General features: G+C 39.5%; 13 protein-coding genes. 11 read left to right on the forward strand and 2 right to left on the reverse strand.

Translation table 11 applies throughout. The features are described from left to right. Window positions 1–379 precede the first annotated feature (379 nt). From H6G97_RS10990 to cas5d, 7 genes are all read left to right on the forward strand, one after another. Complete coding sequence (locus tag H6G97_RS10990) at window positions 380–571, forward strand: hypothetical protein (protein ID WP_190940648.1); 192 nt, start codon at window positions 380–382, stop codon at window positions 569–571. A 187-nt stretch (window positions 572–758) separates the two neighbouring features. Next, entirely contained in the window at window positions 759–1,778 is a 1,020-nt protein-coding gene (locus H6G97_RS10995) for a PDDEXK nuclease domain-containing protein (RefSeq protein ID WP_190940649.1), read from the forward strand. A gap of 58 nt (window positions 1,779–1,836) precedes the next feature. Further along, window positions 1,837–2,289, forward strand: a complete 453-nt coding sequence (gene mntA, locus H6G97_RS11000; RefSeq protein ID WP_190940650.1) for a type VII toxin-antitoxin system MntA family adenylyltransferase antitoxin — start codon at window positions 1,837–1,839, stop codon at window positions 2,287–2,289. After that, a complete protein-coding gene (gene hepT / locus H6G97_RS11005) occupies window positions 2,286–2,729 on the forward strand; it encodes a type VII toxin-antitoxin system HepT family RNase toxin (RefSeq protein WP_190940651.1) in 444 nt (147 codons plus the stop codon). The genes mntA and hepT overlap by 4 nt, the downstream gene beginning before the upstream one ends. Continuing rightward, window positions 2,722–6,090, forward strand: a complete 3,369-nt coding sequence (gene cas10d, locus H6G97_RS11010; RefSeq protein ID WP_190940652.1) for a type I-D CRISPR-associated protein Cas10d/Csc3 — start codon at window positions 2,722–2,724, stop codon at window positions 6,088–6,090. Before hepT ends, cas10d begins: the two co-directional genes overlap by 8 nt. Window positions 6,091–6,140: 50 nt before the next feature. Beyond that, window positions 6,141–7,157 (forward strand): type I-D CRISPR-associated protein Cas7/Csc2, encoded by a 1,017-nt coding sequence (gene cas7d, locus H6G97_RS11015; protein WP_190940653.1) that lies wholly within the window; start codon window positions 6,141–6,143, stop codon window positions 7,155–7,157. After that, the gene (cas5d, locus tag H6G97_RS11020) at window positions 7,157–7,864 is read left to right on the forward strand and encodes a type I-D CRISPR-associated protein Cas5/Csc1 (RefSeq protein ID WP_190940654.1); all 708 of its coding nucleotides are present in this window, start codon (window positions 7,157–7,159) and stop codon (window positions 7,862–7,864) included. The genes cas7d and cas5d overlap by 1 nt, the downstream gene beginning before the upstream one ends. On the opposite strand, the gene H6G97_RS11025 is transcribed toward cas5d, so the two are convergent. After that, window positions 7,865–8,275, reverse strand: coding sequence for a hypothetical protein (locus tag H6G97_RS11025; RefSeq protein ID WP_190940655.1), 411 nt, complete (start codon window positions 8,273–8,275; stop codon window positions 7,865–7,867). It lies immediately after the preceding gene. A gap of 109 nt (window positions 8,276–8,384) precedes the next feature. On the opposite strand from H6G97_RS11025, the gene H6G97_RS11030 reads away from it, so the two are divergent. The 4 genes from H6G97_RS11030 to cas1d all read left to right on the forward strand — a co-directional run bounded on the left by H6G97_RS11030 (window position 8,385) and on the right by cas1d (window position 11,694). Then, entirely contained in the window at window positions 8,385–9,005 is a 621-nt protein-coding gene (locus tag H6G97_RS11030; protein WP_190940656.1) for a 2OG-Fe(II) oxygenase, read from the forward strand. Beyond that, entirely contained in the window at window positions 8,995–9,852 is an 858-nt protein-coding gene (cas6, locus tag H6G97_RS11035; protein WP_190940657.1) for a CRISPR-associated endoribonuclease Cas6, read from the forward strand. Before H6G97_RS11030 ends, cas6 begins: the two co-directional genes overlap by 11 nt. A gap of 31 nt (window positions 9,853–9,883) precedes the next feature. After that, complete coding sequence (cas4, locus tag H6G97_RS11040) at window positions 9,884–10,477, forward strand: CRISPR-associated protein Cas4 (protein WP_190940658.1); 594 nt, start codon at window positions 9,884–9,886, stop codon at window positions 10,475–10,477. Between the two features lie 212 nt (window positions 10,478–10,689). Continuing rightward, complete coding sequence (gene cas1d, locus H6G97_RS11045) at window positions 10,690–11,694, forward strand: type I-D CRISPR-associated endonuclease Cas1d (protein WP_190940659.1); 1,005 nt, start codon at window positions 10,690–10,692, stop codon at window positions 11,692–11,694. A 108-nt stretch (window positions 11,695–11,802) separates the two neighbouring features. Here cas1d and H6G97_RS11050 read toward each other — a convergent pair whose 3' ends face one another. Further along, a complete protein-coding gene (locus tag H6G97_RS11050) occupies window positions 11,803–13,404 on the reverse strand; it encodes a B12-binding domain-containing radical SAM protein (protein WP_190940660.1) in 1,602 nt (533 codons plus the stop codon). Between the last annotated feature and the right edge of the window lie 123 nt (window positions 13,405–13,527).

Below are 13,527 nucleotides of genomic sequence, written 5' to 3' on the forward strand. Positions count from 1 at the left end.
AGATTTCAATCCCTGATAGGGATTCTAGTTTGCTCAATACTTTATCGCTCTCCAACCTCAATGATATAGGAGAATTCATAAGAATTTTATAAGGTCTTTGAATTTATTGTCAGAAAACTTTCATGTGCTATTCTTTACTTGTTGGTGTCAGCCTACAAGGACAGAGAAGGAGATTCGTTGTACCGATGCTTGCATCCGTCTGACGCTATGCTTCTCCCGTAGTTGAACTGATAATCACAGCCGTCCAACTAATGCTTCGCTTCTTTATGAAGCAAGCAGAAGCCCAAAATCTAAATGGAGGTTCTGACGTAATAAAAGACCTTTTAAATCTCATTTTCTTGAGAAAACATTCCTAAAAATTAAGTGGAGGTTCTAACTGATGGACAACTATGTTCAATTAGAACTCTTTGACCTGCAACCTTACACCTCAGAACAACCTTCTGTAACTGAGGATGTACCGGAATTGGTTAAAGAGATTCAGCAATCAAGCAAGTATGAGCAACTTGAACTTAATCTATTTCCGCAGCAAATCTGTATTACTCCTCTAGAGTTTATAAAATTGGCTGCTTAATTAGTTAAGGAGTTTGTAAATAAGAATTTCTTTGTTTACCAACCTCCTCAATTTCATAATTTATAAATATCTATTAGGGCAGAATGCCTGCCCTAATAGATAGTAGATTATTTTTTACAGGTTATATGTGATTACAAGCAAGTTAATAAAAATATAATTTAGGAGCTTCTATAAATTGGAGTTTAGTATGAGTAACCCCATTTCAGACAATTACAGACATTTAGTAATGGAAATAAAACAGTGTATTCGTTCAGCCCAGTACGAAGCACTAAAAGCAGTTAATCGGGAAATGATTAACCTCTACTGGGGCATTGGACAGATAATTGTTACTCAACAGCAGGGCGCTACTTGGGGGAAATCCGTAGTAGAACAGTTAGCAAAAGACTTACAAGCAGAGTTTCCAGGAATTAGCGGATTTTCTGCTGCTAACCTCTGGCGGATGAGACTTTTTTATGAATCTTATGTCAACAATGAAAAACTCGCACCAATGGTGCGAGAAATTGGATGGAGTCACAATCTAGTCATTGTAGAGAAGTGCAAAGATGACATAGAACGGGAATTTTATATCAGAACGACTCGTAAATTTGGCTGGACAAAGAATGTTTTGATTCACCAAATTGAAAATCAAACCTATGAAAAGATTCTGTTGAATCAGACTAACTTTGATAAAACTGTTCCAACAGAAATCCGTAACCAATTAAAACTAGCTGTCAAAGATGAATATACTTTTGATTTCTTGGAACTAGCAGATGAACACAGTGAACGACAGCTAGAACAGGCGATTTTAGCAAGAGTTGAACCATTTTTACAAGAAATGGGCGGGATATTTGCTTTTATCGGTAGTCAATATCGGTTAGAAATTGATGAAGAGGAATATTTCATAGATATTTTATTATATCATCGCCGCTTAAAGTGTTTAGTAGCGATAGAACTGAAAATTGGTAACTTTTTACCTGAATATGTTGGCAAGATGCAGTTTTATTTAGCTGTTTTAGATGACACGGTAAAACTACCTGATGAAAATCCTTCCATTGGAATTATTCTTTGCAAGTCTAAGCAGAGAACGATTGTTGAATATGCGTTGAAGGAATCGAATAAACCAATTGGTGCAGCTAGTTATCAAATAGTTTCAACATTGCCTCAAGAATTAAAAAATCAGCTTCCGGCTCCAGAGCAAGTTGCCAAATTACTGGAAGGATTTGAATAGAATTATAAAGTGAGCTAATAAATGTTGACGATTATTTATCCGTATGGAAAATCATCAAATGCAAAACAATACACCGACAATTGCAGAGTTACAAAAACTTTCCTTACAACTACCAGAAAAAATTCCTTACTTAAAAATGTTAGTTTTGTTTGGTTCTAGAGCTACTGGTAAGACAAACGTTAAGAGTGACTGGGATTTTGCAGTTTTGTGCGATCAAGAACAACGTGAGGCTTATGTAAAAGATAATAGTTTCCTTTGGTTTGAATTACCTATGGTTATTGGCGAATTATTCAAAATAAATTCTGATCAAATTGACGTTGTAGAACTTAATCGCTGTTCTTGGTTAATTGCTCATTTCGTTGCTCGTGATGGAATTATGCTGTTTGAGAAATATCCTGGCGAATTTGAGACATTTAGATTAACTTCATTAAAGTCAGAAGCAGAGTTGAAGAAATTTCGCCAAGAACAACACAAAAAAATTGAAATAGAACTAAATAAGTGGGGAGTATGAATAATATAGATGCTGAGATAATTTTGGTTAGATTAAAGTTAATCACCAAATACTACAATACTTTAGAGGAGTTTAAGTCTACTAGCCTTGATGAATTTTTAAATGATTTTCGTCAACAACTTGTTGTAGAAAGACTGCTGCAATTAATGACTCAAGCAGCGATAGATATCAACGATCATATATTATCAAAGCTAAATCCAGGGAAGTTGGAAACTAACTTTAATTCTTTTATTAGTCTTGGTAAATACGGTGTGATTACTCCTGAATTAGCGAGACAAATAGCCCCATCATCAGGATTAAGAAATCGTCTTGTTCATGAATATGACGAGATAGATCCTACGGAAGTTTTCAAATCTATCAGTTTAGCGCTGCAACAATATCCGCTTTATGTGCGCCAAGTTAACTCTTATTTAATTTCATTGAGTCAAGAAGATGGCTAAAAAAAGTAAAAATTCGGATGAATATCAACAGTTATCACTCTTACAAACAGAAAATAATGGGAATTGCGAAGCAGTAGATGATGATTGGTTATCAGGTGATTTTGGTTTTGATAGTGATTCTTCAGACCGTACTATTGAAACTGAAGGTGAGTTACTAACACTCAAGCTATTGCGTGAAGCAATTCAGTCTCAAAATCCAGATGATAAGGTAATAGCAGACTTTGCCGAATATGTTTTACCAAATCTATTGCGGATAGCCATTGGTGTAACGGCAAAAGGCGGTAAGTTTTTTGATGAAATTGACCAACAACGAGAAGCTGAAGGAAAAACTAAAGTCAGACGAGATAACGCTGCTGACCAATCGCTGAATACTCACTTACTCAATGGATTATTCCCAGCAAATTTAATTGAGAAACGTTTAGAAAAACTCAATACCACAGTGCAGCGAGTGGTGAAAGAGCGAGAACGCAGATTAGTAATTGCTGGATTTATTTTACATGATTTTGAAAAGTTTCCTGATGTCCCTGAAAACTGCCGCAAGCTACCGCTAACAGAGCATCGTGAAATTATTGATAGAAAAGTTCAGCAGTTAGGACTAGATAACTTTATAAATCCAGAAAATCCTGAAGCTTATCAAGAGTATCTAGATGATTTGTTGTGCATGGCTTATAATGCTCAACGTCGCTGGGATACTAACTGGAATTTTTCTGAATTCGGGTTAAATCCTCTTCTTAAAGACCGTACCCTTCGCAGTTTATCTGATTTAACTTGTTTAGCTGATTCTCTCGCCTCAATTGTTAAACATCCCCAGGATGCAGAACATCCTAGACTCAAAGAAATCATCCACAGCCTCAGTGATGGACAATTGAAATTTACCTATCACAGTATTGCTGAAAACCGTGGAGTTTTAACTAATGTGGTGAATAATGCTTTAATTCAGGCTCATACTAGTCTCAATACTAATGAGCATACCTACTATGAACCTTTGTTATATCTGCCAACAGGCGTGATTTACTTGGCTTCGCGCAATGCTCCAGCTATCTCGCCGGAAGATTTACCAGACCGTGTAGTTAACAGTATTAAATCGCTTTGTGCAGGTCAATTACGCCTCAGACAAACAGGATTTGGTAGAGATGGCAAAGGCATGAAATATGCCGAATATTACAACTTATTTTTTGATGATATAGGCTTGATGAAAGTAGCCTTAGATGCTACATTACGCATCTTAAACCCTAATAAAGGCTCTGTTGCTAAAAGTCGCAGCGAAAATCTCAATAAGTTTCAGCAACAAAATGTTTTATCTGCTGATTATGACTTCAAATTTGAAGACGATATCCGTATTGACCAAATAGCAGAGTTTGGTGATTTAGTTAGCCGGAAGATTTGGGAAGAAACAGTTAATCGCGTTGATTCTGCTCGTAAGAAAGATAAAAAGCTGCCAGCAGTTCCCGATTTTGATTTAACTCATAAAGTTGCAGAATTTTGGAATTTAGCAGAATGTTTACCCCAAATTAGAGAAATTCAACGCATTAACGAAAGTCTCAAAGAAAACAAGTTAAAGGGAAATACGGGAGGAGTACCTTATGAATGGTACTATCTGGCGGCTAAATATTTAGAACATCATCCAGGAATTGAAGATGTACGTGAAGCTTGTCAGCAAGTCATTGGCTATTCGACAGCCTTAATTTCTCCGATAATTTCTCAGTATGAATTACCTGATGGTTGGGATGATTTAAGGCTTTGGGTAAAACGAGTTGTGATGTTACCAGGCACTAATCAAGAGCCATCTGTTAAAACGCAAGTTGAAACATTTCTAAATGAGTTAGATAATTATAATGCTGCGAAAAAAGCAGGGCGAGGGAAACAATTAATCTGCTCAATTTCTCATTCTGCTTACACGGTTACTGAGCAAATGGAATCAGCAGTTTTATTTACGCCACAAGTTTATACAAACAAGCAAATGTTAGGAGGTTCTAACGCTAAACGCAATATCTCCAGTATTGCAGGTGTGGAGATGATGCTGAGGCAAATCTTGATGAATCAAACTCAAGCTGTAGGTAAGCGATTTGAAGATGGTAAATATCGCTATCTCTACTTTTATCCTACTTATTACTTTACTCCAGAGACTAACAAGTTTTTGCAGAAAGCATACAATGGTATTGCTCAAACTCGCTTTGATACCAGCGTTCGCAATCATTTTATCAGTAAGGATTTACAGGCGAACTTGGGGCGCGATCGCTACCAAAGTGTAGATAGTTTCTTAATTGATGAAAACCTCCAACGTGATAAGGATCGCACCTTTAAGCTTTCCTATCCTGAAGACCAGCCTTTAACATTTTACTTCATGGCACTCCCCCCAGGAAGAGACAGCACCGATACAGAATCTTGGGTAATGCCAACTTGGTTAGCGTTTGCTTTCCCGATGATTTTAGATGTTAAAACTGTAGTTTCTGAGTCACCAATTCCACCTTTTAATGATGGGGCTGAATTTGAGGAAAGCGTTTTCCTTGATAGTGCGCCTCATGCTTTCCGTGCTTTAGTAAGGCGCGATCGCTTCCGTCTTGACTACATCCTCGAAGGCTGGAACGAAAACGGCATCCAATACCCGGCACCTTTAAATGTGCTTACCGCCGCTTACGCCATTCATTTAGATGTGAATGCGCGACAGAGTAAGTCTGGTTACGATGCCAACTGGGGGAGATTTACAGAACTGGCTAAAGATTTTGAAACCAGTCCGTTGTACGTCTTTTCTTATCTAAATCGCTGGGTACGCAATCAGGGTTCGGAAACAGCGCGAATCGAGAAAATTCGGCTTTATGCCTATCATTTTTATCCTTGTTTTGACCCTTGTGTGAAATATGACACTAATATGGAGCAATTAATTGTGGGAAAAGCATCAAGTCTGAATCATCCTAAGAAATTAACAGATTTATATCGCAGATTTTATCGAGCTAATAAACGTTATAATCCTAAGTCTAATGCTGTGTTGAAACCAGTTGATATTGCGGCTGAAACTATACTCAAAGCTGAGTCAAGTGTGTTTCAGGGAGAAACATTAGTTGTGGCTGTTGCAGCAGAAGTTTTTAAACTCATGGATCGCGTTCATTCTTCTACTGCTGAAGGACGTTGGATTATGAGCAAACGAGAGGAAGAACGGCAAGCTGTTCTAGATTTCGCCAAGTATTTTGTAGTGGAGGTATTTGATAACGCATTTGCAGGCGATCGCGCTCGTTTGGCAGGTCGTCAACTCAACTTAATTCGAGATACCTGTGAATTTCTTTATCGTCTTGAAGATGACAAAGAAAATGCAGGAAGAAATGAAAATATTCCTGTAATAGATGATGTTAATGAATCGGAATAAATTCTTCCTCTAGAAGTAAACAAGTAGTAAACAATTTTTTGGAGAAAATCATGGCAATTTTAAAAACTGTTGAATCCAAATTCTTTCAAGCTGAGATTCCTTACAAACCAATGGGTAAATATGTTCATTTCTTAACTATTCGCATTACTGAATCTTATCCTCTATTTCAGACAGATGCAGAACTGAATAAAGCACGGGTAAGAGCAGGAGTTAAAGACAAAACCACAATTAGCCGTTTGTCAATGTTCAAGCGCAAACAGTCTACCCCAGAGCGTTTAGTTGGTCGGGAATTGCTGCGTAACTATGGCTTAATGACGGCTGAAGAATGCGAATACAACGTGAATTTCGCAATGGATAATCCTGATTGCATCATTTACGGATTTGCTATTGGTGACTCTGGCTCTGAAAAATCAAAAGTTGTGGTAGACACGGCATTCTCAATTACAGCTTTTGATGAATCACACGAAACATTCACCCTCAACGCTCCTTATGAAAATGGTACGATGGCTTCCAAGGGTGAAAATGGTTCTAAACCTGGTGAAGTTACCAGTAGAATTAATCAGCAAGACCATATTAGACCGCAAGTTTTCTTTCCTAGTATTGTCACATTGAAAGACCCCACTGAAGCTAGCTTCCTTTACGTTTTTAATAACATTCTGCGAACTCGTCACTATGGAGCGCAAACCACCCGTACAGGGCGCGTCAGAAATGAGTTAATTGGTGTTGTATTTGCGGATGGAGAAATTACTAGTAACCTGCGTTGGACTCAAGCAATATATGACCAAATGAAATCTAATAATACTTTAAATGCTCCCGATCCACTAGATGAAGATGATGTAATTACTGCTGCTAAAAATGCTATTGAGGCATTAATGGCTGATGAGTTTATTGTTCATACAGATTTCATTGGTGATGCTTTTGTATCCTTAATTAATGAAGTTAAAAGTTTAACAGGAAGTGAGAAAGGAATTCAGGCAATTTTGCAAAAAGCTGATGCGGAAGCTAAGGATTATGCCAAGAAGCATATCAGCAAGAAGAAAACTGCTGCTAAAGCGGGGAAAGAGTAATGGTGTTTATTTATCGCTGTCAAATAGAACTTCATGACAGCCTCTATTATGCAACTCGTGAAATCGGGCGATTGTATGAAACAGAGCCAATAATTCACAATTACGCTCTCTGTTATGCACTCTTATTAGTTGATAGCCAAATCTACTCTACTACCGTTGCTGAAGAACATTCTTATCGATATTTTTGCCCCGAACAAGTGCCAAAATATGAGGAGCATTTAACGCCACTCAATCAACAAGGAATTTACGTAACTCCGGCGCGATCGCTCAGTCATTCTTCCATTCTCAACACCTGGAAGTATGCTAACAACAACTACCACGTTGAAATGGAGAAAACCCAAAAAAACATTCCTAGTTTTGGCAGAGCAAAGGAAATAGCAGCAGAAAGTCTATTTGAGTTTTTTGTCATATCTCAAAAAGAACTCAAACTAGCAAAGTGGATTCGCTTGGGTAAATGGATGAGCAAAGCCGAAGTGACGGTTGAACAATTACCGAAACCTAAAATTACTGAGGGTATATTCACTTGTACACATCCATTGAATCCTTTAGATGTGATGTTTACTAATCAAGTGATTAGCTATGATGTTGTGAATATGCCTCCAGTTAGCTTAATTCAGAATGTCCAAATGCGAGGTCAATACTATCAATTTGATGGCATTCAAAACTTAAAAATTCCAGTTCGGATAGAATATCGTTTTCGGAATTAATCACTTCCCAAAACCTTTACCACGGCTTTTATTTTTTCGAGGCTCTATCGTCATTAACTCAGCTTGAAAACCTCTGGAGTCTTGCAACATTAACTTACGTATTCGCTGGCGTTGGTAAGTCTGCACTTCAGCAGCTAGGGGATGATTAGAGTCAATTTTTAGATGAGTAATAGAAGAAACATATTTTTCTTTACTTTCGGGATTATTTAGCTCTTTTAGTCCGCACATAATCCCGCCTTCATCTCCTGAATAGCCAACGAAATCAATTTCAAATTCTCTGTCTGGATCGGCGTTTACTCCTTTTTGCTTTAATGTCTTCAAAAACTCCTTCCCGGCTCGTGCTTTAATAGGTAAGTTCTCTTTAAGTTTTTCAGTTAGTGCCTTTGCTGCATTGTAATCATCAATTCTCATTAGTCTTTCTCTCTATGTAGTTTTTCTAACTTAAAAGAATACTACTATCATCACTCGACAGTCTTTAAAATTTTAGATACCACATTCAGCGATCGCTCCTCTATCCCCAGTGAAACACTATCAACAACAATCCAATGCCTTCCCCAGCGATTACCTAAATAACTTGTGGGGAGAAATCCAAGCTTGTCCTTACTTTGCTATCAACAACCTCAACCGCGATTTTGTCGCCACCAAAGGATTTTCCGTAGTATTTCAGCGTTCTGGATTAGCAAAGGTAGAACAGCAGTTTCCCTACTTCAAGCCTTACCTCGATTTGGCTCTCCAGCCGAATTGTAATGCTTTTTACCTCAATCCTTTACAGCTAAAAGAAGGCTCCCGCGTCGATCCGCATATCGATCGCTCCCTGCGTTCCTACAGCAAAACTATTGAACCGCCTGCGGTTGTCAGTGTCCTCTATGTGCGAGTACCTGCGGATATGGAAGGTGGAGAACTGGTATTGCGATCGCACAAACGCCAACTTGGGCAAATTAAGCCCCAATTCAATACCTTAGTTTACTTTCAAGGTGATTTAACCCATTCGGTTAACGCTGTCAAAACCCCAGGAAATCGTCTAAGTCTCGTTTGTGAACAGTATAGTTTGAGTGAAACTGAACTTCAGGAAATCCCTGAGTTTACTGTAGAGTCAAGAATCACTCAATCTACAACCAAAAAGAGAAAGTATGCCTCATAGTTTAGTGTTGAATTTGCTACCTCAATCACCCATTCCACCACAATATCTCACAGGTAGACATCTCCACGCCCTATTTTTAACCCTTGTTAGTTCTGTAGATAGCACATTAGGTGATCGCTTACACGATTCCACCGCAGATAAAGCTTTCACCCTTTCCCCCCTACAAATTAATTCCCCCCTTTTGAAGGGGGGTAAAGGTGGATCTAAATTGCAATATTCACATCAACAACCCATTCCCGCCGGAACTCCTTGTTGGTGGCGCATCTCTTTATTAGATGACACTCTATTTGGCAAACTTACTCAACTTTGGCTAAATCTTAATCCCAATCGCCCTTGGCATCTTGGCCCGGCTGACTTGTATATTACCAGCATTCAAGGCACACCCCAATCTATTCAACCTTGGGCAAATGCCAGTACTTACGCTCAATTATACGAAGAAGCTAGCGATGTCTGCGACGGGCTACGCCTACGCAATTCTTCCATTAACCTTAGCTTTTCCACGCCTACCGCCTTCCGTCAAGGACAGTATGATACTACCCTTCCTACCAGAGAATCTGTGTTTAATTCCCTACTTTCGCGGTGGAATAAGTACAGTAGCATAGAATTTTCTCACATTGCGATCGAGTCAATATTTCCCTCATTTGTCAATATTCACACAGAAATATTAGCCGACTCTCGCAGCAAATTTATTGGCATTATTGGCGAAGTTACCTACAAGATTTTAGGGGTAGTTGAACCAATACAAATTAAGCAAATTAACGCTTTAGCTGACTTTGCTTTGTATGCAGGAATTGGTCGTAAAACCACAATGGGTATGGGAATGACGCGACGGCTGTATTCTCCATAATTCTAATAATCATTTAAAAACCACCTAAGTTATGAATAACATCGAATATATTTCCATTGCGGCATTGAATCAATATGCCTATTGTCCGCATCGCTGTTGGCGGATGTTTTGTGCAGGAGAGTTTACCGATAATCAATACACAATTGAAGGTACAACTTTACATGATCGCGTCCACACGACAAGCGATATACAGCGAGGAGAAACTTGGCAATTTCGAGCAATTTGGCTAAAGTCTGAACAATACAAACTTATCGGCAAATCTGACTTAATTGAAGCCGAATCTGGTCAAGTTTATCCAGTGGAATACAAACGAGGGCGCAAACGCGAATGGGATAACGATGAATTACAAGTTTGTGCCCAAGCTTTATGTTTAGAAGAGATGACAGGAGAACCAGTTAACACTGGATATATCTATTATGCCCACTCCCATCAACGGCAATTAGTAGACATTAATGCAGAGTTACGACAAAGTGCGATCGCAACTATTGAAGCTGTCACAAATCTATTAGAAACAGGAGCAATGCCAAAACCAGTTTACAGCAAACGCTGCCAAGGATGCAGTCTTTATTCGCAATGTTTACCCAAAGCAACCGATAAAGTCAAAAGTTATCAAGAAGTCAATTAAATCATCCTCTGGTAACTTATAGTTTGAGAATGTATTGACTTTCAACACTGTTCAAATAAGATCCCTCCGCCTGTGGCGACCCCCTTAAAAAGGGGGTAAAGGAGGAAGATAAGCCCCCCTTTTTAAGGGGGGTTGGGGGGATCTTCGCATAGTAAATAAGCTAACCAAATTGTATTGAGTTTAATAACTTTCAATTAATTAAGGATTAAATCATGGGAACAGTTTACGTAACACAAGCCGATGCTTTTATCGGTAAAGTTGACGAACGTCTCACCGTCAAAGCTGAACAAAAAATAATCTTGGATATCCCTTTAATTAAAATAGAGGGAATTGTAGTACTAGGACGGGCTACTATTTCTCCCGCCGTCGTCAATGAACTTTTAGAACGTCACATTTGCTTAACATTTCTCACACAAAACGGACGATATTTAGGGCGTTTAGAACCAGAAGCTACTAAAAATATCTTTGTTCGTAAAGCCCAATGGCAAGCTGTGGGAGAATCACAACCAGCAATCCATTTAGTTAAAGGATTTGTGCGGGGTAAATTAAAAAATTACCGCCATAGCTTACTTCGCACTCAGCGAGAGCATCCTGATACTGACCTGAATAATAACATTACTCGATTGGAAAACGCGATCGCACCAATCGAAAAAACTAGCAGTATTGATTCACTCAGAGGCTTAGAAGGTGCTGGTAGTGCAGCCTATTTTGGTTGCTTTCAACAACTAATCAAAACCTCAGAATTTCGATTTGAAGCCAGACGCCGCCGCCCACCAACCGATCCAGTTAATGCGTTATTGAGTTTTGGGTATTCATTGCTACGTCATAACGTGCAAAGTGCTTTAAATATTGTTGGCTTCGATCCCTATTTAGGATACTTACACGTCGAGCGTTATGGTAGACCTTCCCTAGCCTTAGACTTGATGGAGGAATTTCGTCCTTTAATAGTGGATGCTGTAGTGTTGTCGCTGATTAACAAGCGATCGCTAGCCCTAACTGACTTTACCACCGAACCGCTCAGTGGTGCTGTGTCTTTAACCAAAGAAGGACTGTATACATTTCTTCGCGCCTACCAACAAAAGAAACTATCGAGTTTCAAACATCCAGTGATGGGAAACAAATGCACCTATCAAGAATCCTTTGAAATCCAAGCGAGATTGTTAAGTAAGTACCTCATGAATGAAATCGATAAATATCCCCCCTTAATTCTCAAGTAATTGGTCATTTGTCCCACTCGCTAAATTTCCTATGTATAAAGGCAGGAGACAGGAGCCACTGAACAGAGTTCAGTGGAGGTCTTAAACCTTTGCTCTAAGTGCTATGAGTTATTTTTTTAAGCTTCCTAATACTTCCATCACTTCTGCTTCCGGTTTTATCCTAGCTTCTGCTTCTAGAAAATCAGCCACTTGAGCTTCAATTTCATCCCGTACAATTTGGCGATACTCCAAGAAATGCTCAATTTGGGCACAAACAGCTAAGTAGCTACTCACCCCACCCGGATTATGCTGATACATACTCCACAAGTTAGGCCAGAATTGCCAGCGCGTCTGACGAAGTACACCCTGCCGCCAACAAATAATCAGAAACGCTCGGAGTACTTTCCAATTCAATGGTTTCTTGGCAGCTTTGCCTTTTTTCGGATAGGTTGCTTCGCCCAAAAGCCGGAAGTGTCTGTATGTACGCTCCAAAAACCGCTCTGGCTCATACAAATCACAGAACGCCTGCACATATTCACGAGCAATATCTTCTAATGGTCGAGTTGGGACAAAGTTCATCAACGTGGTTTGGTTGATGTTGGCAGATTTATTACGGAGTCGTCCTTCCTTTTCTAATCTATGCCAAAGGGCTGTATCTGGAAGCGCTTGCAACATACTAAATAAGGCCGTGGGAATTGCTGTTTGCTCGACAAACTTGACAATTCGTGCGCCGGCTCCTACTTTCTCGCCATCAAACCCAATGATAAACCCTGCCATGACTCGCAACCCTGAGCGGGTAATTCTATTCACCGCTTCACTGAGCGAGTTTCTGGTATTCTGGTACTTCTGTGTAAAAGTGAGACTTTCTTCGTCGGGGGTTTCGATTCCCAGAAAAACGGCTCCAAAATTACACGCTACCATCAAATCCATCAGTTCTTGATCTTGGGCTAAATCAACTGAAGCCTCTGTAGCAAAGGAAAAGGGATAGTTATGTTCTACCATCCAAGGTAGAAGGGACTTCAAAAATAATTTGACATTCCGCTTGTTGCCGATGAAGTTGTCATCCACCATAAAAATACTGCGCCGCCAACCCAGTTTATACAGGCAATCAAGTTCTGCTAATAGTTGAGATGGGTCTTTGGTGCGGGGTTTACGACCATATAGCACAATAATGTCGCAAAATTCACACTGAAAGGGGCATCCACGGGAAAATTGCACCGACATCTCCGCATAAGCTTCAAACTCTAGCAAGTCAAAGCGAGGAATGGGAGTATTAGTTACATCTGGTTTTTCACCGTCAGAGCGAAAGATGCCTGTGCGATCGCCCCGTGCCATCGCTGCTACAAATAAAGGTAGGGTGATTTCCCCTTCGTCTAATATTAAGTAGTCTGCTCCGGCGGATGTCATTTCATTCGGTAGCGCTGTCGGGAAGGGGCCACCCACAGCAACTTGCTTACCTCTGTGTTTTGCTTCCAATATCTGAGAGAGCAAATCCTCTTTTTGCACAATCATCGCCGACATAATAACCAAATCTGCCCAAGCCCATTCTGCTTCCGTACAGACACGAACATTTCGATCTACTAGCTTATACTCCCATTCTTGAGGTAATATCGCGGCTACAGTTACCAAGCCTAAAGGCGGTAGCATTGCTTTACGGTCTAATAAAGCCAGTGTTTTTTCAAAAGACCAAAAACTTTTTGGAAAACGGGGGTATAGAAGTAAAACGTTCATATTTGATGCTTATAACCCTTGATGTTTGCTGCTGGATGAGTTCATGTCAAACTAAACCAGTTGTGATAACACATTAGAGGAGCTTCTGTATCCAGTTGCTGTAAACTCTACTATGACTGATTT

Source organism: Nostoc flagelliforme FACHB-838 (genome assembly GCF_014698065.1).
Classification (GTDB): domain Bacteria; phylum Cyanobacteriota; class Cyanobacteriia; order Cyanobacteriales; family Nostocaceae; genus Nostoc; species Nostoc flagelliforme_B.